The following is a 20852-nucleotide window of genomic DNA, read 5'->3' as shown; positions in this document are numbered from 1 at the left end:
TGTAAAGTTGGGAAGACGAATTCAAAAAAAACAAATCACTAATTAGTGAATGACGATAAGCTTGCCTCGTTCGGATGTCCCGGTGATATACCAGAGGTATGTTCCCGAGGCAACCTGTTCACCAGATTCGTTCCTGGCATCCCAGTGGATATCTTGCTTGGCGTCGACATCCCATCGCATGACTACTTCGCCGGAGACCGTGAGAATGATCAGCTCGGAACTGGCGGGAACGTCGGTAAAGGTGATCGACTGATTCTCTGCCAGCCTCAGTGGATTTGGGTACGCCTTGATGGTGTCCACATCCTCACCGCCGGTCGAGATGTTTGGGTCGAAAAGGAACTGCGGGCCGTTAACCCAGACCGAAAAGTCGGAGCTGTCATTGGCAAATGAACGTACTCGCCAGCGGTAGGTTTCTCCAACCGTCAGGTCGCCAAAACTGATACTCACGTTCGAGCTACTGCTGGTAGACGCATCAACAAGAATCCGCGGAGTGGTGAAGTCCGCGGTGGTATCGATCTGGTATTCATGGTTGATCTGGTAATATGATGCCGGACGATGCGCATACAGCCTGACCGCTTCAAACGGGATACTGTTGCGAACAGAATCCGCCAAGGGGGGGGCGATCCCCTTGGCGAAACTGATCGATTCGTTTGATAACTCACCCACATTCCCCTCGTTGTCATATGCCTTTACAGCGACATAGTAAACCCGCCCGGGAAGAAGGTTGGTGATCAATGCCTCGTCGCGCACACCGGCCGCCGACGGTGTCGGCGGATTTTCGAGGCTCGTGGCATTTTCGAATGCCAGATCACTGCTGATCTCATTCGATGAATACTTGATATAATAGCCGGACGCCGTGCCGGTATTGTCATCATCCCCCGGCGCATCCCAGGTCAGCAGAACAGAACCCGGATCCGGTCCGGCAATAGCCCCAAGCGTGGTGATCGTCCCTGGCGGGGTCACATCGGTGCCGCCACCACTGCCACCGGTATTCGCCAACGTAACTTGCGGGGTCTTGGTATTCCAGCCGACCGTGTAGGAAATGGTCGTCGAATCGTTGCCGACCTTTGCCTTGATCGAGAATGGATTATAATTGGTCGAATCCGGGTTGGAGAACGCCGCGTTGAACAGGTTCCGGTAGGTCACCAGAGCTGTATAGACACCATTTCCATTGGTCGTTCCCTGACCTACCACAAAACCATAGTTGTTGCGGACCGTTACCGTCGCATTGGCCACCGGCAGCGAATTGTTTCCTCTCACCGACACGGCCAATGATACTTTGTATCCAAGTTGCAGCGAGTCCGGCTCGGCATCAGAGACCACCACGTGTGTCTCCGACACGCCGTTGTTGAATATCGGGTCGATCAGGAAGTTGTTGTAGGCGTGGTGCGTGGATGGTGCGCCATAACCGAGATAGGCCGTCCAGGTATTGTCATTGTTAGGCGATGTTCCGCCGTAGTACTGGAATGTATTGCCTCGGAACTGCGGATTGCCGCCATGTCCATTGAAGAATCCCCAACGGATGAACACGTTATTCGTGATAAACGTGTTGCTGTCGATCAGCAGGTTGGGGGAATTCATCTCGTTTTCATCAAGCACCACACAGTAAGCCGCTACACCGCCAGAACCAACTCGATCATCGAATGAGAAATTGTCGACGAAGTAGGTGCTGATCGTGTTGTGCTTCATGTACAGATTGTACCCGAAGTTGGAAGTGATCTGTACACCCGACGATGGTCCCTGGCCGTACCCATTGTTCGGCGGATTCTGGTACATCGGGATCACGATATTGTTATGATGCACGCGGACATTTCCCCAGTCCTCGCGCATGATGATTCCTTTGATGGTGGCCGCGTAGCCGTCGAATCCCTGGTGAACATTGAAATCATTGTTGTAGATCGCTATACAACTGTCATCGTAGTTGTAGTTGATACCCTCGACACCGGAAATGAAGATCCCTCGACCACCGCTATGAGCGGTTCCTGCTCTGAATCGATTGTTTCGGATCTTGATCCGGCAACCGTCGGCGATAGCGTTATCACCCTGACGGAGCGCAATACAGTAGTTCTCCGTGGCCGTGGTCATCGAATTCGCCTCAGCGGTACCATACAGCGAGTTCCAGCCATCGGTGAACCAGTAGTTGTTGTCGAAATCGGCGACCGTGCTGTCTCCCTCAAGGTGGACATTGCTCCAGAAGGCAACGGCGGTCGAACAACCGGCAAAACGCCAGTGATACTGGAAATCAGAGCCAAGCGAACGGGCGCGATTGAAATCCTGCAGGTTGATCATCGCCTGTTCGTTCCAATAGTCACGGCGCAAGTACGCATGACAACTGTCTATGAAAACGCAATTGATGACGTCGTTATTGTAACTGCCGCCACCTGAATACATGATCTTAGAATTGCGTCCCACTACTTTGAAGGTACATCCTTCCAAACGGATGTAGCGGTTGGACGGCCCCCAGCGAACCGCCTGCGCCCAGCAGTGGACAGTGGAATCGCGCATCGATTGCGGCGGAGCATGTAGCACTTTCAGGTTACGAATCACTACGTTGGTGACCGTTCCATTATTTAGCTTGATCCCGATATCGCCAACGACCGGCGAGGACCCGGTCGGTGCGGAACCGGCCAAGCCGAACTGAATCGTATCCCCCTGGCCATCCACTAATACGTTGGATACGCCGGCGGCGAAATTCAGGCCGATCGTCTGTGAACTCAGCTTTGTCCCGGAGATATAAAACGTGTCATTGGACGTGCTGATAGTATACGGCAGGGATGTGATCGTCACTCGGCCAGCCTGAACGGAACCGGCAACCAGTGCAAGTGCGACCACCCACAGGAGTCTCTTCATAAACAATCCAAACCTTTCACTCCAAAGATTCATCCTGGAACCTTAGCCACGACAGCCATCTCTGCCCCTGACAGACGGCCGGTCAAGTACCTTCCTACCGGCTAGCCGTCAATCAGTCCTTCTGACAGAATCGGCATCGGGCGCTTACTTCATGAGCAAATCGAATTCCAGGTTACTCCTCTCGTGGTGATGGCCTATGTCTGACAGGACACGTGGTTTGTATCAGGTCGTCTCGCCGAGGTATCAACTCCCGAGTTGTTATACTCACGTCGAGCGAGCCGGCCCACGCAGACCTCACCGGGCTACCGTATATCAAAATCACTGCCACATTCACCCAATACCACAACCCGTTGTCTGAGTTGAAGATATAGAATGCACGCCTCAGGCAGTCCCCGCCCGGAACGGGTTGCGGCTCTCAAAAAAGAAACAACCTGTTCAGCGGCTGAACAACCAAAACATTCCGTAATGTGGCGGTTACCTGTCCGATTGCAGTAATTTCGCGACGTATAATTTGCGCTACGACTGGCGGTCTCGCACCTTCCTGGACCACAGCCGCATTGGTTGCTATTTTAATACACCAGACTGTATATTGTCAAGAGAGTGCCGAAATTGCATCAATGAGAGGGATAGTTACCATCTTCAAATCCATGTTATCGCCAAACAGCAGCGACCGCAACCGACTATTGAGAATTGCCCTGATTCTCTCGCTGCTCGGCAATCTCTCCATTTTCTATGTCGCTTATAAGGCACTGGACTATCGGGACCATGTCAACTTTTTCCTGGATAAGTATTTGCGGGCAAACGACCAACTCTCCGGCCGTCCCGAATTCCTCGAAGAAAATCGCGCTCTGGCGTCCGACGCCCTTGTATCCAATCGAGTAGTCTTTTTTGGTACGCAAATGACCCGTTGGTGGAAACTGGCGACCAGCTTCCCGGAATATGAAGCGATCAATCGCGGCATTTCGGGCCAGCGTGTGGCCGGATACCTGCTTCGCTTTCGATCCGATGTTGTTGAATTGCGGCCTGCCGCCGTGGTTGTCGAGCTTAGCTCTTACAATTTCCGGCCGGAGAATTCGATCGAAGAGATACAGGAGTATGTCGCCTCCCTGATCGATATCGCGCGGGCCAACCAGATCGCGCCGGTCCTCCTCAATGTCATGCCGATAGGGGAAGATTTCGATGCCGAAATTGAGGTCCCGTACAACGTCATGGATAGCTTGCGGCAATTCAACACTTGGTTGCGCGCATACTGTGATTCGAATAGTATCGCCATGGTTGATGCCTATGGCGCGCTGGTGAACAGCGAGGGATTCCTGGATCCCGACCTTGCCCACGGTCAGATCAACGTCAAGAAAGAGGGTTACGCTCGCATTACGGAGTTGACCAGACAAGCGCTGGTAACCGCGGGTGTGCCACCGTGGGGAAAAAAATAGAACGAGGCTATTACAGGCTTCGATTACATGAGACGTCAACTGGATGATGTCGCGTCTGAAACACGATCAATGAAAAAAGTACTGATTGTTACATATGTTTTTCCGCCCATGGCGGCAGTCGGCGGCCAGCGATTGGTCAACTTCTGTAAATTTCTCCCTGAATATGGCTGGGAGCCGGTCGTCCTGACCGTGCAGGGGGGAACCAATTCTGCCTGGGATGAATCTCCGCTGGCGGACATTCCCAACGTCAAGATCTACCGGACTCGCACATTCGAACCTCTGCAGCAATGGGAAGCCAGACAGCGGGGGAATAAACCGCAGGCCAAGTCAACCACCGAAACTCCAACAATAAGCACAGCTCCGGCCGCATCAGGGCAGTCATTTCTTTCGTCGATCAAGCGAACCGTTCGCCTGGCCTTGTCGGTTCCGGATCATGCCATCTTCTGGGTGCCGCTCGGCTTTGCTACCGGGAAGAGAGTGATTCGCGAGGAGAAGATCGACGCGGTGTTTTCATCGTCGCCACCGGTCTCGGCGCATCTCTTGGCCTCAGCACTGGCCCATTCAGCAAAACTTCCGCATATCGTTGATTTTCGCGATCTCTGGACCCTGAATCATGCCTATCCTTTGCGACGATACCCCGAAGCATTTGTCCGGTACGACCGCTTTTGGGAGCGGCGCGTTCTTTCGCGCGCGGCGCATGTTACCACTGCTTCGCCCGGCTTTAGCAGCCAGATGGAGAGCCACCTCGATGGCCGACTCGCCTCTCGCGTCACAACCATTACCAATGGATTTGACTACCGCGAAGTTGACCTGACTAAAGACTTTACCACTCCCGGCTCACACGACACTATGCGCTTTTTTTATGCGGGATCATTGTACGGCGAATTCAACCCGATCTTCTTCCTGGAGTGCCTGCAGAGCTGGATGACCCAGGACCAAATCGACCCGACTTCCGTCCAGGTCGATTTTTATGGCAATAGTGACCGCGATTACTCCATCTTAGTGGAGCGGTTGGGACTGACCGGACGGGTGACCTTTCACGGCTTTAAATCGCGCAAGGAGCTTCTCCCGCTCTTCCCGCAGGCGGATTGCCTGTTGCTGTTCCTCGGTTTTGGCGAGCAGTATGCAACCGTCATCCCGGCCAAAGTGTTTGATTATCTGGCGGCCGGGACAGAGATACTCGCGCTGGCTCCGGCCGGTGTATCCACCGGATTGATCGAAAAATACAACGCCGGCTCGGCGCTCCATACCTCGGATCGTGAAAAGTTGATCGCAACCCTGCGGCAGTTGTATCAGAAATGGAAAACGAATAAGGATCGAAAGCGGATGTTCCGGCATATTCCGGAGATTGACCGTCGACAGTTGACCGGAGAGTTGGCAAAGCTCCTCGACCGAATGACCGCTCAGGGTTAGTAGATCGCATTTGGCACCTATGGCACTCAGAGATCAGAACATAACAGTCGGAACGAGCAAGTCGTTCATCACTCCTGCCCATGTCTATTGGGCGGCTCTGATTCTCATTTCGCTCACCATGGGTGCGCTGGCTCTTTTCGTTGACCCCCTCTATGTGATCGCCGGCATCATCTGTATCGTGGTCGGGACGATTATGGTCAAGTACCAGTTCTTTGGTCTGGTAGTCTATCTCGCGGTCTTTACTCTTCGCATCGGTGAAATGTACCCTGCCCTGGCGGCGCTCCGCCTTGAGTTGCTGCTGGGTGGCTCGCTGTCGGTCATGACGTTGCTTGCCAACAAGTATCGTTACGGCAGCCTCATGATCCCCCGAAGTTCGCTCAACACCTTCTTCTTGTTTATTCTGGTCGCGATGGGGATGTCGCTGATGCTCTCCGCCTGCAAAGACTGTACGGTCGACATGACGATCGAAATGGTCAAGCTGGGGATCTTCTTTCTGATGATCATCCTCAATGTCGACACGCAAAAACGACTGGAGACGTTCCTCTGGCTTTTCCTCATCCTGAATTTCAAGCTCTCGTTCGATATTATGTGGGGATATTATCATGGCGCCGGGATCGTCAAGGGAGATCTGACGCGCGCATCCGGCGGCAATTCCACCATGGACAATTTCAACGGGATCGCGATCACCATGAACACGTTGATCCCCTTCACCTATTATCTTTTCCTCCACTATAAGTCAGCCTTTAAGAAGATCATCATGGGAGGTATGCTGGCGCTGTTTGTCTGGACAATGATCATCACCGGCTCCCGCGGTGGCCTGCTCGGATTTTGCGCCATTCTTGGCCTGATCTGGTGGCAATCGAAACATAAGGGGGTCATGGCATTCGGGCTGTTGGCCTTCGCCCTCATCGCCTGGACCGTGCTCGGGGACGCCTCCAAGGAACGGTACATGACGATCTTCTCCGATGACCTTGATGAGTCATCACAGGGGAGAATCGATTCCTGGATCGACGGGCTTCAGCTCTTTCTCACTAAACCGATCTTCGGAGTTGGGGCAGGCGCATTCGCCTGGGCGCGAGTCGAAAACTTTGGAACGTATCTAAACGCCCACAGTCTCTATATCCAGGTGATCGCCGAGCTTGGCCTTGTTGGTATCACCGCTTATTTCTGTTTCATTCGGGATATCTTCCGCGTCAACTGGAGGACAGTGAAATTGATCGAGTCGCGACCGAATCCGAACAGATTTCTAGCGCCGTTTGCCCGCGCCACGATCATTACCTGCGGTTCCATGCTGGTTACCGGGCTGTTCGCTCACTCGGCTTATCGATACACCTGGTACTTTATGGCGGCGATGACAGTCGTGGCGGAACAGATCGCCAGACGGAATGAAATGGAGTTCATGAAAGAAGACGAAGCAGCCGCGGCCGCCGAGGCCGAGGGAACAGTCGCCGAAGAGGGAAGCCTATGACGATCTATGCTTCACTGCTCCGACGTTTTGCGCTTCCGTGGACTTTGTCGCGGGATAACCGGCAATCTGCGCTGGCTCACTGGCGATTCTTCGAAGAAAGCCAGTTCTGGTCGCGTTCCCAATTGCTGGAGTATCAGCAGCAGAAATTGACTGCACTGATACGCCATGCTTACGACACAACGCCCTACTACAAGCGGATCTTCGACGAGCGCGGACTGAAACCGACGGATATTCGATCCGCTGATGATCTTGTCAAACTGCCTATCCTCGCGCGAAAAGATCTGTTTGACCACGGCAATGATATCCGATCGCGGTCATTCAGCGACGCCCAGACGCACAAATTATTGACGGGCGGTACTACCGGCCAACAGGCCGTCCTTTACCGCGATCAGGAGAGTCTGAATATCAAACTGGGAATGGCCTGGCGACATGAACACTGGGTTGGAGCAGAACCATGTGACAAGATGGCCTACTACTGGCCCGCTCATATCGACTTTCACCATGATGAATCGTTGAAGCAACGGATCAAACAACGCTATGTTCTGCGTCAGTTGATGTCTTATACCGGAGGGGGAAGCGAAGATTCTCTCGGTCAGGTCTATCGTGATTCAGTCGCTTTCAATCCGCGCATGATCAAGGCCTTTCCCTCTGCATTGCTTCGTTTCACCGAGTATCTGAAACAGCACAACTTGAAATACCCGAGACTGGTCGGGATCATGTCGACCGGCGAAGTTCTCTATCAGCGTGACAAGGAGCTGTTCGAGGAATTCTACCAATGTCGGGTCTTTGACATGTATGGTTCTCGCGAAACCGGTAATACTGCCTGCGAATGCAACCAACACCGCGGCCGCCATATCGCCGTGGAAACCAGTCTGCTTGAAGTCGTCAAAGATGGTCAGCCACTGCCTGCCGATCAGGACGGCGAATACCTGATCACCGACCTGACCAACTACGGCTTCCCGCTGATCCGTTACCAGATCAATGACTATGGACGGATATTATCAGAATCATGTTCTTGCGGACGACACCTTCCCATGATGGGCTCAACCGTTGGTCGCACCCATGATCGGGTCACTATGCTTGATGGTCGGGAGATCAATGGCAATACGCTGTTGTATCACCTGACCACCGATGATGTACACCGGATCGGTCAACTGCAGATAGTACAGCAACAGGTTACCCGCTTTTTGATCAGAGTTAATCGCCGCCCGGAACCGACTGAAGCAACTTTTGCGTTCATTCGCGGTCAGATGAGGAAACTTCTCGGCGATATCGAGGTTCTGATAGAAGTCGTCGATGAAATACCCCGCGATCCGTCGGGCAAGGTCCGATCGCTGATCAGCGAACTGGGCAAGGTCTCCAGTCCCGACCGCGGTTGAATTCCCTAACATGTTATCGGTTAGGTGGTTAGTCGGCGAGCTCGGAGTTCGCCCTGGCCTTGAAACGAAGGGTTGTAACTTTGTATAAAGGCTAGTATAAATTCCAGGCCGATATTCGTCGAAAACTATAAGGAACAGACAGTTTGACTGGTTTGGCGCTGGATCACCTTACGCCGGTGACCATCGTCTGTCTGTAATAACGGCCCAGCCACAACGAATTTGCGATTCTGGTTGGTGCCCGGCCAGATTCCAGAGTTATCTGAATCGATCCGGGAACGATCTGTAGGAGATGAAAATGAAAGTTGCTCGCGGACTCCTTCTCTTGATCTTCATATGCGCCTCGCAGGTCATGGGGCAGACTTCTATCACGGTGCAGCAATACGCCATCGATAGCAGTACCTCTGCGGTCTTTAACCCGCTGTCGATTCCGCGTTTTCAGATCGCCCCACTCTCTGGCGCCGGCGATGTGGTCTTCTACACGCATGGATTTACCGGCAATAACGCGTTTGTTATGACCTACAATCTTGATTCGACCGTACGCTGGGTCGGCAAAAACGCCGGAGCCCTCAACGATCTCGATCATGCGCACATTTCAGTATATCGTGACACCGTTTACCTGGGGCGCAATAGCGATAATCGACTTTATGCTCTGACCCGCACGGGCGTGGACTCCCTGCAAACGCTCTTTACCTATCAGTGGCCGCTGACAGAGACGGACCTGTACATTGCGTCGGCCTACCGTCTCCCGGGATCAGATACAGTGATATCGATCTCGCGTGGACTCGACGATAACAACAGTATCCGCTATTGGATCTCCACCGACAAAGGACAGAGCTTTGGACCGCAGCAGTATCTCGTCAATCGCGAAGGTACCGGTCGCGTTCGCATCGGCGGCATGATCTACGACAATACCGTTGCGGTCGTGGTCGACTCAGGTGACTATTCAATCGGATGGTATACCTGGAATCGAACGACCCGCCAATGGATGAACGACGGCAAAACGTTTAATCGCTCGATGTATCGCGGCTTTGCCGGCAATGCCTACATGGATACCATTCGATTTATGATCGGTTCACGGGATAACGTGTCCGGCGGCATTGACTCAGTACTGTGGGCTTTCAAGAGCAAGAATGCTTCCACCTGGACACAGGGTGCGTTTCGGAGCTTTACGGCCGATGTCGCCGTTCCGCCATACGTGGCATTGACCTATATTGAGGCCTCGCGCCGCCTGGTGCTTTTCTATACGCAGTCCGACTATGCCAACGATGATTCCGTTTCAGTTTACATGCGGTACTGGCGCCCAGAGATAACCAACTGGTCCTCTCCAACCCGTGTCTCGCGTGGGCGATATGTCTGGAAAGTAACGACGGCACAAAAGGTACCGGCCTCGCACGGCGATGTCTGCTACGCGATGTATCCGTGCGAACGGACGGTTGGCGGCAGCAATTACAATTTTGCCGATGTAGTCCGGATCACGTTTGACGAAAATGACGTCACTCCTCCCGCTACGATACAAGATCTTGGCGCGACCTTCGGCGACACGCCGAGTCAGGTGCGGCTTACCTGGACAGCCCCCGGAGGCGATGGCACCAGCGGTAATGCCGAATTTTATGTCGTGAAGTCTTCGGCCAATCCGATCAATGCGTCGAATTGGGGGACCGCCCTGACTGTCCCAACCTACCCGCCGGTCCCCGGCAATGTGGGTGATCCGCAGCAGTTTGTTGTCAGCGGACTTCCCGCGGGACAGGCGACCTACTTCGCTGTTCGCTCGTACGATGCTGCCGGCAATGAGTCACCGGTCTCGAATTCAGCCTTTATTGATCTTTCTCTTCCGGTCGATGATCCCAGCAAACCGGAGAATATGGCCACCCGGATCGGCACGATCTATCCCAATCCATTCAATGGATCGACCCGCATCAACTATCAGGTCGGGGAACGATCTCCGGTCAGCCTGACGATCTACGATATTTGTGGCCGACGGGTGAATAAAATGCTTGATGCCACCCTTGCCCGTGGCGAGTATTCGACCGTCTGGAACGGGACTGATGATCGCGGGAATGAAGTCGGCTCAGGCGTCTATTTCTGCCATATCGCGGCCAGCGGATGGGCCGACTCGCGAAAGCTGGTCTATCTTAAGTGACACGGATCGTGTCGCTGATGCCGGTAAAGGGAATTCCATTTTCATGAACATCCTTGTGCTCGACGAGGAGTTTCCATTTCCTCTCAATTCTGGTAAACGGATCCGCTCATTTAACCTCCTTAGCCGTCTGGCGAAGCGACATGAGTTGAGCTATCTGGCGTATGGGACCGAGGCGAGCGAATCATACCAGGCACTCCTGGCCGCCGATATGCACCCCATCCCGGTGCACCACCAGCTGCAACCGAAATCCGGCCCGCTCTTTTATGCCAAGTTGTTGCTGAATTTACTCTCTCCGCTCCCCTATACCGTCGCCAGCCATTTCACGCGGCCATTCGCCGATCAATTGCTGGCTCTGCTGAACCGAAAAAAGTTTGATATTGTGATCTGTGAGTGGAGTCCTTACGCGATCTATATGCGTGACCTCCCCATGCCGCCAACCGTCATCGTCGCCCACAATCTGGAGCACTTGATCTGGCAACGCTATCACCAGACCGAAACCAGTTTCCTGAAGAAACTCTATATCGGTGGCCAGTATCGTAAAATGCTGAAGTTCGAGAAGGCAGCATTCGACCATGCCGCCGGTGTCACCACAGTTTCGCAGAAGGAAGCCGATGGAGTCCGGGCTCTCTCCGGCACGCCGCGCGTGGTACCGGTCGACAATGGCGTCGATCTCGCTTACTTTGCCCCTGCACAGACGCAACCAAAAGCTGATTCAATGGTTTTTGTCGGGTCGCTTGACTGGCGCCCCAATCAGGATGCCGTGGAGTACTTTATCGAAGAGATCATGCCAAAGATCCGGCAGCGGCGGCCGAATGCAATGTTCTCGGCGATAGGACGCAATATGCCACCTCACATCGCCAAACTGGGCGACAGACCGGGCGTCAATTTAGTTGGCGAAGTTGCCGATGTTCGCCCGTATGCCCATGCTGCTTCAGTTTTTGTCGTGCCGCTTCGAATCGGTGGCGGTACTCGTCTCAAGATCCTTGAAGCATTGGCTATGGAATCGGCCGTCGTCTCCACGACCATCGGCGCCGAAGGACTTGAACTGGAGAATAACAGACACTTGCTGATCGCGGATTCACCCGCCCAGTTCGCAGATACCGTGGTCAGTCTTCTGGAGGACCCTACTCGCGCCAAAGCGCTTGGCAAAGCTGGCCGAACGCGAGTCGAAGAACGCTATGGCTGGGATAAGCTGGCGGTGGATCTCGAGCATTTCCTGAATCAGATGGTGGAGCCGCGATGAAGGTCCTTCACTTGCGCGCCTCCAATTTTTATGGCGGACCAGAACGTCAACTGCATATGCATGCCCATATTGCACGACAGGCGGGTATCACCGTCGTGATCGGCTCGTTCTCGGAACACGCCGAACCACCGGAGTTTCTTGAAGTGATCTCGGCCGATGGTCTGGAGACACTATTGATCCCGGTGAGCAATGCGTATGACCGATCGGCCGTGCAGAAAGTCGGCGATGCCCTGGTCAGTGGGAAGTTTGACATCCTCTGTACACACGACTACCGAACCCATGTAATTGGCTGGATGGCCGCTCGGCGAGCCAAAGTCAAATGGATCGGTTTCTCGCGCGGGTGGACACAAGACACTTTCCGGGTAAAAGTCTATACGCTCATCGATAAATTCGTGATTCGTTTCGCCGACAGGATAGTCGCGGTTTCTCACAGTCAGAAGGAGCGCTTGGTTCGCCTCTGGATCTCGCCGCAGAAGATTGCCGTGGTCCATAACGCGATCGAGCTGGATCGCTTCTCCGGGATCGCGCCTGCCTCATTGAAACAAAGATTTAACTTTCCGTCCGACAGTATCGTCATTGTCGCGGGCGGACGATTCAGTCAGGAGAAGGGACAACGGGATCTGGTCGATGCAGCCGCACGAGCCATTCGCAAGAATCCGCGCATCAGGGTCGTGATGTTTGGGCATGGCCCCGATTTCGATCTGATCCTCTCGCAGATTCGCACACTCGGTTTGCAGGATAGTATTCTTTGTCCGGGCCACGAACGAAATCTGCTCGGCTATCTCAAATCGGCTGATATGCTGGTAAACCCATCGTTATCCGAGGGGCTACCGAATATCATACTCGAAGCGATGGCCCTGGGCGTACCGGTAGTTGCTACCGCAGTCGGCGGTGTCCCCGAACTGATCCAGCATGAATCGAACGGACTTCTGGTCCCGGCCAAAGATCCGATTGAACTTTCCGATGCCATCCTGCAGATGGCTGGAGCCGCCGAAACGCGCTCAAAATTCCGCGATGCGGCCTTTGAGACACTGGCCAGGTCATTCACCTTCAAAGGACAGCTTGATTCGCTGCGTGATCTCTACCAGCGGGTAATTTCTGAGAAGTAGACAATAATCGATGAAACGGGCGCTCAAATTTGGTATATATGCGCTCCTGTATTGGAGTGGGCTTTGGCTGGTGGCTCGAAAGATCACCCGGTCGAAAACCCGCATCCTTATGTATCACGGTGTGGTACAACAGGATATCGGTGTCTGGACGCAGCTCCCGATCGACCGATTCCGAGCCCAGATTCAGTATCTGGCACGATGGTATCGGCCCGTCAGATTGACCGAATTTGTCGATAATAAAAAGAGGCAGAATCAACCGTTCGATTATTCGGCGGTTGTGACCTTTGATGACGGTCTGAGGAACAATCTGACCCAGGCATACCCGATACTCAAGGACCGAAAAGTGCCGGCGACGATTTATATCGCCATCTCGTTGATCGACCGTCCGGAACAATTCGGCGGCATGATCTGGACAGACTACGTTCGCGGACTGATCCGCACCACTCAGGCCACTTCGTTGGACCTGACTGGCGATGGTCTGGCGCGATATGATCTGTCTACTCCCGAAGCAAAACGGGAGACCGAGTCGCGACTTGCTCGTGGCCTGAAAAAGATAGACAGTGTCGCTCGTGAGCAACTGATTGAAAAGATCGCGACTCAACTGGGGCCGCGCGTCGCTCGCGAACATGCCGAACCATTTGATGGTCTGACCTGGGATGAGATCCGAACGCTTGATGCGTCGGGCATAGTCGAGTTCGGAGCACATACCGTCAACCATGCGATCCTGACCACCGTCTCCGACCAACAGGCAGAGCAGGAGATGGCAGATTCACAGGCTCGCCTGGAGCATGAACTGAAACACCCGATCCGACATTTCGCCTACCCAAATGGGACGCGAACCGATTTTTCGGATCGACATATGACGATGGCCGCAAGACATTTTGATTCGGCGGTCTCAACTGTTGAAGGCCTGGCAGCACCCGACGATGGATTGTTTGATCTCAAACGGATCAATGTCGGCAACGATATGAGCATGATGGAATTCAAGCTGCGTCTCTCCGGAGCTCTTGAACTCCTCGGAATATAAAGGAAGTAGATTGATGATCGGTGGCGCTGAAGGGATGATCGAAACTCCTGCCAAAAACAATGCATCGATGCAGGCGACTGTCATTACGTCGCCTGCTGAGCTACTCAAGCTCGAGAGGGAGTGGAATGATCTCCTGAGCCGTTCGGATAATCGCCAGCCGTTCGCTACCTTCGAATGGGCCGCGTCCTGGCTCGAGATCTTCGGGCATGAGATTGAACTGGCGACGATCGTGGTCACGGCTCACGGGAAAACTGTCGCGATCGCCCCGTTCTGTATTCGTTCGGGAAAACTGCTGACGTTTGTCGGTTATCCGCAGAATGATTATGCGGATATCCTCTATGATCCGGCATGCCCGGAGTCGCTCGACCTGGTTATAGAGAAACTGCTCTCACTCCGCGGCACCTGGTCGAAAGTACTCCTTGACCAGATGCGGGGCGAGAACTCCGCGTATTCCCTCCTGGTCAAGCTGCTCACCCGATTGAATCTCCCGTATCGTGTCGAACCGTCCGATACCTGCCCGGCTATGATCATCAGCGATAAGGCCGAAGCGAAAAAGATGTACCACAAGCGGAATATCACGTCGTACATCAACTGGTTCCAGAAAGAGGGGACATTCGGATTCAATCGCTATACTGACACGACCGATGCGCTCTCCCGCCTGGATGATCTCTTCGCACAGCACGTCGACCGATGGGACGGAACACCGACTCCCAGCTATTTCCGGTTCGACCCAATGAAGAACTTCTATCGAAGTTTCTTCAAGCGGATGCACCCGCAGGGCTGGGTTCATTTCTCCAGCCTGACGCTCGATGACAAGTATGTCGCGATATATGTTTCGCTTGAGTTTGAGAAGAAGCTATATTTGTACAAGACCTGCTTCAACAAGGAGTATTACAAGAAGTCTCCCGGGCAGGTGATCCTTCGCTATCTTATGGATGATGCCCTGCAGCGCGATCTGGTTGAGCTGGATTTTGCTCGCGGAGACGAAGGGTACAAGGATCGATACGCCAATGCGGTCCGCCAGAATTATCGGGTGATCATCTATGGTGGCCGGATCTCCGAACGAATAGCCTCGGCATTTTTTGCGGCGCGGTATTCCAAATTGGCCACGTTGCTGTTCCGCAACAAAACCGCCAAGAGCGTGAAAAGCTGGTTGCTGAGCAAGGTTAAGGGATGATCGGAATAAACGGGTAGCACTATGGGATTATGGAGCAGTACGAAATCGTTCTTCCAGACACTTCGGCAAATGAAGTGGGATCTGCAGGGACGCCATTATATCCATAAGCAAGCATTCCTCGCGCTTATACCGAGCTATATCGGCTACACTATTCGTTATCGCTTTTACAGGAAATATGTCAAGGCGGTCGGGCCAGACACGAAATTCCTCGAGCGCCTCTATATCCGCAATCCGCAGAAACTGACGGTCGGCCGTCACTGCTCGCTCGGGATCGACTGCAACATCCAGGCCGCCGGCGGCGTGACGATGGGCGACTATGTCATCCTCGGACCCGGTGTGAAGATATGGAGTTCCAACCATATCTACGCCGACCCCAACACACCGGTTTATTTCCAGGGATCAGAATTCAAAGAAGTGATCATCGAGGATGACGTCTGGATCGGCGCCAACGCGTTCATCATGCCCGGCACTCATCTTGGCAAAGGTTGCATTGTAGCGGCCGGCGCTATTGTCGGCGGCAAGCGGTACAAAGATTTCTCGATCCTCGCCGGCAACCCGGCTCGCGTGATCGGTTTCCGCAATACACCGCCGACAGAGACAGCCGCCCCCGCATCTGCCGAAGCAACCCCTTCTGCGCCACCATCGGAGCCTGCCAGCTAAATGTCGCAGCCCTTTCCAATCAGCGTCATCATCGGCACCTACAATCATGGCCGCTATATCGCCAGTTGTATCGAGTCCGTACTCGCCCAGACCTATGGTAAGTGCGAGATCATAATCATCGATGACGGTTCCACCGACAACACGGCCGAGGTCGTCAAGCCATATCAGGATCGCGTAAATTATCGCCACCAGCAGAATCAGGGAAGAGGCGCCTCGCGTAATGCCGGTATCCGGATGGCCAGCCACGAGTGGATCGCGTTTCTCGATGCGGATGATCTCTGGGAGCCGACCAAGATCGAAAAGCAGGTGGCGGCAATTGTCGCTCATCCCGGAATCGACCTGATCGTCACTAATGCCTGCTGGTTCGACAATGACCGCGTAGTCAAAGCGGATTACTTCAAAACGATGCGGCTTTTCCATCAGCAGAAGATAGAACGGCATGGTACGCTGGGTATTTTCACCGAACCGCTCTATCCGTTGTTTATCGATGAAAATTTCGTCAATCTCTCGAGCGTCATGGTGCGCAAGAAGAGCCTCTACGACGAAGGACTTTTCGATGCCACCTTGCCTCGCGCGCAGGACCGTGACCTCTGGCTCAGACTATCGCGCCGCTACAAATTTGCGTTCATTGATGAGATCCTGACCCGAAGCCGCGTGCATTCGCTGGCCGATGGTCCTACCACGATCGTCCCCGCGATCAGCCGCGTCCAGCTATTCGAGAAGGCATTGGCGTTTGGTTCAGAGTGGGAGAAGAAGTGCGAGACACGATTGCGCCATCGCGTCGGCCACTGCCACTACGACCTCGCTCATTTTCATTTTTATCGGGAGAATGATCTGAAAGCGGCGCGGAAGGAATTGAAATTGGCGATGAGCTTTGGCTACAACAACGCCACGGTTCGCGCTCACTATTTCGCGACGTTTTTCCCGGTCGGCCTGATCACTGCATTGCGTAAACTCGTGCGTGCAGTCAGAGGTGATTAGACGGTCACTTCACCGTTCTCGTTTTGACCGGCTTGGCCGGCGCGCCGATCGCTACCACCATCTCCGGAATATCTTTCACCACCACACTCCCCGCACCGATGATCGAATGATGTCCCACATTCGCCATCACCGTGCAATGTTCCCCGACAAACGCATCGTGGCCGATATTAACGAAATCAAAGCGATCTTCGTTGGAGAGAACATCCTTCGAGATATCCTGGAAATTGTGCTGGTACCGTCCGGAGAGGACTGAGACATAGTTGGCGATCACTGCCCGATCACCGATATGTGCCCGACCGATCACCGTATGACCGGTGATCAAGACCCCCTTGCCGATGGTCGTGTCGATCTTGGAGACAAGACTCCCAAAGCCGATATCCAGATCAAGATGTGCTTCGGCCAGGGTCTGCTCATAAAAGCAGGCACGTGTCATGGTGCCGATACGACCGGGAAAAAGGCTGTACCACTGGGCGAAAAAATCAAATGCCATACTGCTGCCCAGGAAGCGGTGGAACCCGAGCGAGATCAGACTGCTCGGCAGCACCATGATATAGAACAGCGCGACCAATATCGATTTTATGATCTTTCTCATCTGTCTGCTTTCTCCTGATAAATGCGGCGATAAAACGCCTCATGTTCAGCGACATATTTCGCCGTCGAGTATTTTGAATGGGCGGCCGTTCTCGCCGCAGAGGCAAACCGTGCCGCAAGTCCCCGGTCCCCGATCAATTGCCTCAATTCATCATTGAACCGCGCCTGGTCTCCTGAAGGAAACAACAGCCCGTTCTCACCATGACTGATCGCTTCGCGGTTGCCGCCGACATCGGAAGCGATCACCGGCAACCCTGCCGCCATATATTCGATAAGTGAATTTGAAAAACTTTCGCTGGCAGAGCAAAGGACCGCGATATCAAGCGCCGCCAAACTCGGGATAACATCGACTGCCCGCCCCGGCAAAAGAAACCTGTCTGCCAGACCATGCTGTGCCAGGAGCGAAGTCAGCCTCTCCCGATCAGGACCATCGCCAACTATTACCCACTTGAGGTTCGGGTAGTCGTTCTTAAGCGTCGCGGCTGCTATCACCAGCAAATCGAGGTTCTTAACATCCCTGAGATTCGCAACCGAACCGACCAGCAGTTCGTTGTCACCGATCTTCCACTCCTCGCGTTTTTGTGCTCTAAGTTCCGGCGTGATACGCGCGAAACGCTCAAGATCCAGCCCGTTGTAGACCAGATGCATCTGCTCAGGTTTGGCGGATTCTTTATCGATCGTTTTGGCGATCACCGCTCGAGAGTTAGCCAGGTAGTAGCTGGTATGTTTCTGAAGGTACTTCAGTAGTGCGATATGGATCGGTCCATGCCAGTGTCCGAGGTTTCTCCTGCTGGAGATAATGGTCGGCGTACCGGCGCACATAGCGCCGAAAGTCCCGACGATGTTACCGTCGACAAAAAATGTCTGCACAATATCGATCTTGTTCTCTCTCAGATACCGACCAAGCTGATTGATCTTCCGGATCGCCGATGGACGGAACAAGCTCCCGACATGCAATGTCAGGTTGGGGACATCGAGACCGCTCTTGCTGATAAAATCCGCCGGGCGAAGGCAGACCAGATGCGGTGCAAACTGAGTACGGTCCAGGTGCCGCAGCAACATCACCAATTGCCCCTCAGTCCCGCCGTTGGCGCTCGGGAGTTCGTCTATGACATACGCTATCTTGATCATACCCTGCAATCGTTCTACTCTCGGTGAAAGCCACTCTTGTTGCCGGTCGGGAAGCTTTTCGCCCAGCGTCCGCAAGGTGTTGTCCTGTCATAATATCGTCAAGGGTTTAATCTCTCTGCAGAGCTGAATTTTGTTGATTCCGCTACCCGCCCGGTCTATCTTCTGCCACTGTTGAAAACATGCATCCATAACGCGCCCAATAGCCGATCTCTGATCTGGAAAGAAAGACAGCTCCTGCCGTGACCACAGAACCATCCGTCAGCCAAATTGCTCGACCGTACTGGCCGGACGGTGATGTTCGCTCGGCGATCTTTTGTGCCCGTTACCCGGACAGCCTGGAGCTGATCGCCAAGGCGCGGGAAACCTCGCGCGGGCTGATCACCTTCTGGCATCCCTGGCATATGGAGAAGACCTGGGTTCCGGAGCAGCTTGAGTCTCCGATCGATTGGGACAAGATCCGAACCGGTGACGAAGAATGGCCGCATGCTTTGGCGAGACTCAGCCATCTGGTCGATCTGGCCGCCGGATGGAGACTGACCAATGAGCAGCCGCTGGCCGACTGTTACTGGGATCATGTCGAGCAGTTCTGTTCTGCGCGCAGAGGCACGCAGAGCCATCTCTGGAGCAATCGTCTTGATTCGGCGCTGAGAATCTTCCATCTGATCAAGTCCTTTGATATTTTGCGAAATGGAGATGTTTCCACCGCAAGCCAGAGCAAACTGCTTTTCGATCATCTTCGATTCGAAGTCGATTTCCTTCTTCAGGGACTTGGGAGCAAGGTCGGCAATTGGGAGCTGATCATCTGTTGCGCTATCCTGACCGCTTCGGAATATCTCCACGGTCTGGTTGATACGACAATCTGGCGCGAAAAGGCATCCAGCCGCCTTCAGGAATTGCTCAAGACGGAGATTCAGCCCGATGGTCACTGGATTGAGCAGGCGCCGATGTACCACGGTGAGTGCATTATTGCCCTGACCGATTATGTCGTGATCCTTCGCACCAACGATCTGCCGATCCCCGATTGGCTTTTGCAGGCCGTGCAGACGCTTCTGGTGACCCTCGAAGAGATCACCGACCCGCAAGGGAAGATTCCGCAGATCGGCGATTCTGACGCCTTTGAGACAGCGTACATCTCTAATCTCTGCGAAACGCTGTTGGGCGAGCAGGCGCGCGCCAAAAAAACTGCCTCAGCTCGGCCATTGGTGAAAATCTATCAACCAACCGGATGGGCTGTTTCGAAATGGAACGACCCGGCAACTGGGAAGAAATATCAACTTCTCTTTGATGCTTCCGGTAAGCCGCCTGTGCGCCGTCAGTGGCATTCCCATGCCGATGACCTGCAGGTCATCCTGACCAGCTCTGACGGGCCGATTCTGGTCGATCCCGGGCGATTTACGTACAGCCCCGTGCTCGGACCGAGTAATCCGACTCTCCGGAAAATGATTCAATCAAGTGGACTCTTCAGACGGTTGTATGGGATGTTTGTGCCTCAGAATCGTGAGCTGACGGGCACCGACTGGCGAGACTATTTCTTCCGAACAGCGGGCCCACAATACGGTGACTTGCCTTTCGCGTTGAACTTCCGGATACGGGGAATACCATGGTGACAGAATCCGATTGTCAAACTGCGCGATCCGTCGTCGATGAAAACCAGAGCAAATTATCTCCTTCGGGGCGAAATCCAAACTGGGGAAAGATGATCGGCACCACTATCGTCACCAGACGTTCCATAGTCGGAGCGCTTCCCACCTGATCGCTGTGGTGATTGAATCGAATTTCTGGAATTGACTGGATGATGTCTTTTCATTTGGGCGCTGGAATTACAGTAGGCGCAAGGCGATGGACTGGATCTGAAGCGATCTGGAGAATTGCTCTGGTGGCGTTAGCCATTTTACACCTTTGACAGTGATATGGATATCGATTTCGAGGATGATTGGGTATCGCCAGAATATAATCTGAAGATGCCATCAAAGACTATTCGTGCGATTATCTGGCGCAGGCAGATCAGGCTGCCTGTTCACGATTTCAGATTGGCACCTCTGAACGGCGCTTTTGAGCAGGAAGCAGTAGATATACTGCCAGAGGCGGGCCGGCAATTCCTTCGACCGGATCAGACTTGACAGCGGCGACCGTTCCCTTATTATCTGGCATCAGGATGAACCGAACAGATTCACCGATGGCCAGTTCACTATTGAGAATGAACTGACGATTCATCGAACATAAATTCAACCTCTACGAGACGACCTGAGG

At 53.7% G+C, this 20852-nt stretch carries 16 protein-coding genes; 12 read left to right on the top strand and 4 right to left on the bottom strand.

What is annotated here, in order from left to right; genetic code table 11:
• Positions 1–42: 42 nt before the first annotated feature.
• Complete coding sequence (locus IPH75_12575; GenBank protein ID MBK7142905.1) at positions 43–2850, bottom strand: hypothetical protein; 2808 nt, start codon at positions 2848–2850, stop codon at positions 43–45.
• 617 nt (positions 2851–3467) lie between these two features.
• Between IPH75_12575 and IPH75_12570 the strand changes: the two genes are divergently transcribed.
• From IPH75_12570 to IPH75_12520, 11 genes are all read left to right on the top strand, one after another.
• Complete coding sequence (locus IPH75_12570) at positions 3468–4283, top strand: hypothetical protein (protein ID MBK7142904.1); 816 nt, start codon at positions 3468–3470, stop codon at positions 4281–4283.
• Positions 4284–4352: 69 nt separating this feature from the next.
• Positions 4353–5696, top strand: coding sequence for a glycosyltransferase family 4 protein (locus IPH75_12565; protein ID MBK7142903.1), 1344 nt, complete (start codon positions 4353–4355; stop codon positions 5694–5696).
• A gap of 19 nt (positions 5697–5715) precedes the next feature.
• Positions 5716–7164, top strand: coding sequence for an O-antigen ligase family protein (locus IPH75_12560; GenBank protein MBK7142902.1), 1449 nt, complete (start codon positions 5716–5718; stop codon positions 7162–7164).
• Entirely contained in the window at positions 7161–8543 is a 1383-nt protein-coding gene (locus tag IPH75_12555; protein ID MBK7142901.1) for a phenylacetate--CoA ligase family protein, read from the top strand. Before IPH75_12560 ends, IPH75_12555 begins: the two co-directional genes overlap by 4 nt.
• Positions 8544–8838: 295 nt before the next feature.
• Positions 8839–10683, top strand: a complete 1845-nt coding sequence (locus tag IPH75_12550) for a T9SS type A sorting domain-containing protein (GenBank protein MBK7142900.1) — start codon at positions 8839–8841, stop codon at positions 10681–10683.
• Between the two features lie 43 nt (positions 10684–10726).
• On the top strand, positions 10727–11926 hold the full coding sequence (locus IPH75_12545; GenBank protein ID MBK7142899.1) for a glycosyltransferase: 1200 nt from the start codon (positions 10727–10729) through the stop codon (positions 11924–11926).
• Complete coding sequence (locus tag IPH75_12540) at positions 11923–13035, top strand: glycosyltransferase family 4 protein (GenBank protein MBK7142898.1); 1113 nt, start codon at positions 11923–11925, stop codon at positions 13033–13035. Before IPH75_12545 ends, IPH75_12540 begins: the two co-directional genes overlap by 4 nt.
• 10 nt (positions 13036–13045) lie before the next feature.
• Positions 13046–14062: a polysaccharide deacetylase family protein gene (locus IPH75_12535; protein MBK7142897.1), complete on the top strand. Its 1017-nt coding sequence runs from the start codon at positions 13046–13048 to the stop codon at positions 14060–14062.
• Positions 14063–14075: 13 nt separating this feature from the next.
• On the top strand, positions 14076–15239 hold the full coding sequence (locus IPH75_12530; GenBank protein ID MBK7142896.1) for a GNAT family N-acetyltransferase: 1164 nt from the start codon (positions 14076–14078) through the stop codon (positions 15237–15239).
• 69 nt (positions 15240–15308) lie between these two features.
• Complete coding sequence (locus IPH75_12525) at positions 15309–15899, top strand: acyltransferase (GenBank protein MBK7142895.1); 591 nt, start codon at positions 15309–15311, stop codon at positions 15897–15899.
• Positions 15900–16880, top strand: coding sequence for a glycosyltransferase family 2 protein (locus IPH75_12520; protein MBK7142894.1), 981 nt, complete (start codon positions 15900–15902; stop codon positions 16878–16880).
• Between the two features lie 4 nt (positions 16881–16884).
• Here the strand turns inward: IPH75_12520 and IPH75_12515 are convergent, their stop codons facing one another.
• Positions 16885–17472, bottom strand: coding sequence for an acyltransferase (locus IPH75_12515; GenBank protein ID MBK7142893.1), 588 nt, complete (start codon positions 17470–17472; stop codon positions 16885–16887).
• Entirely contained in the window at positions 17469–18602 is a 1134-nt protein-coding gene (locus IPH75_12510; protein ID MBK7142892.1) for a glycosyltransferase, read from the bottom strand. Before IPH75_12510 ends, IPH75_12515 begins: the two co-directional genes overlap by 4 nt.
• A gap of 239 nt (positions 18603–18841) precedes the next feature.
• Here IPH75_12510 and IPH75_12505 point away from each other — a divergent pair, with 239 nt between their 5' ends.
• Positions 18842–20209, top strand: coding sequence for a heparinase II/III family protein (locus IPH75_12505; GenBank protein ID MBK7142891.1), 1368 nt, complete (start codon positions 18842–18844; stop codon positions 20207–20209).
• 418 nt (positions 20210–20627) lie between these two features.
• Here IPH75_12505 and IPH75_12500 read toward each other — a convergent pair whose 3' ends face one another.
• Positions 20628–20816, bottom strand: coding sequence for a hypothetical protein (locus IPH75_12500; protein ID MBK7142890.1), 189 nt, complete (start codon positions 20814–20816; stop codon positions 20628–20630).
• Positions 20817–20852 lie beyond the last annotated feature (36 nt).

Source organism: bacterium (assembly GCA_016708025.1).
Lineage (GTDB): Bacteria > Zixibacteria > MSB-5A5 > GN15 > FEB-12 > FEB-12.
Note: the sequence above shows the minus strand (reverse complement) of the source record. Positions and strands in the feature narration are given on the sequence as shown.

Coding starts and splice junctions, on each gene's coding strand:
- IPH75_12500 (MBK7142890.1), bottom strand. CDS start 20,816: ATGAATCGTCAGTTCATTCTCAATAGTGAACTGGCCATCGGTGAATCT.
- IPH75_12520 (MBK7142894.1), top strand. CDS start 15,900: ATGTCGCAGCCCTTTCCAATCAGCGTCATCATCGGCACCTACAATCAT.
- IPH75_12570 (MBK7142904.1), top strand. CDS start 3,468: ATGAGAGGGATAGTTACCATCTTCAAATCCATGTTATCGCCAAACAGC.
- IPH75_12515 (MBK7142893.1), bottom strand. CDS start 17,472: ATGAGAAAGATCATAAAATCGATATTGGTCGCGCTGTTCTATATCATG.
- IPH75_12530 (MBK7142896.1), top strand. CDS start 14,076: ATGATCGGTGGCGCTGAAGGGATGATCGAAACTCCTGCCAAAAACAAT.
- IPH75_12540 (MBK7142898.1), top strand. CDS start 11,923: ATGAAGGTCCTTCACTTGCGCGCCTCCAATTTTTATGGCGGACCAGAA.
- IPH75_12510 (MBK7142892.1), bottom strand. CDS start 18,602: ATGATCAAGATAGCGTATGTCATAGACGAACTCCCGAGCGCCAACGGC.
- IPH75_12525 (MBK7142895.1), top strand. CDS start 15,309: ATGAAGTGGGATCTGCAGGGACGCCATTATATCCATAAGCAAGCATTC.
- IPH75_12560 (MBK7142902.1), top strand. CDS start 5,716: ATGGCACTCAGAGATCAGAACATAACAGTCGGAACGAGCAAGTCGTTC.
- IPH75_12575 (MBK7142905.1), bottom strand. CDS start 2,850: ATGAAGAGACTCCTGTGGGTGGTCGCACTTGCACTGGTTGCCGGTTCC.
- IPH75_12550 (MBK7142900.1), top strand. CDS start 8,839: ATGAAAGTTGCTCGCGGACTCCTTCTCTTGATCTTCATATGCGCCTCG.
- IPH75_12545 (MBK7142899.1), top strand. CDS start 10,727: ATGAACATCCTTGTGCTCGACGAGGAGTTTCCATTTCCTCTCAATTCT.
- IPH75_12535 (MBK7142897.1), top strand. CDS start 13,046: ATGAAACGGGCGCTCAAATTTGGTATATATGCGCTCCTGTATTGGAGT.
- IPH75_12565 (MBK7142903.1), top strand. CDS start 4,353: ATGAAAAAAGTACTGATTGTTACATATGTTTTTCCGCCCATGGCGGCA.
- IPH75_12555 (MBK7142901.1), top strand. CDS start 7,161: ATGACGATCTATGCTTCACTGCTCCGACGTTTTGCGCTTCCGTGGACT.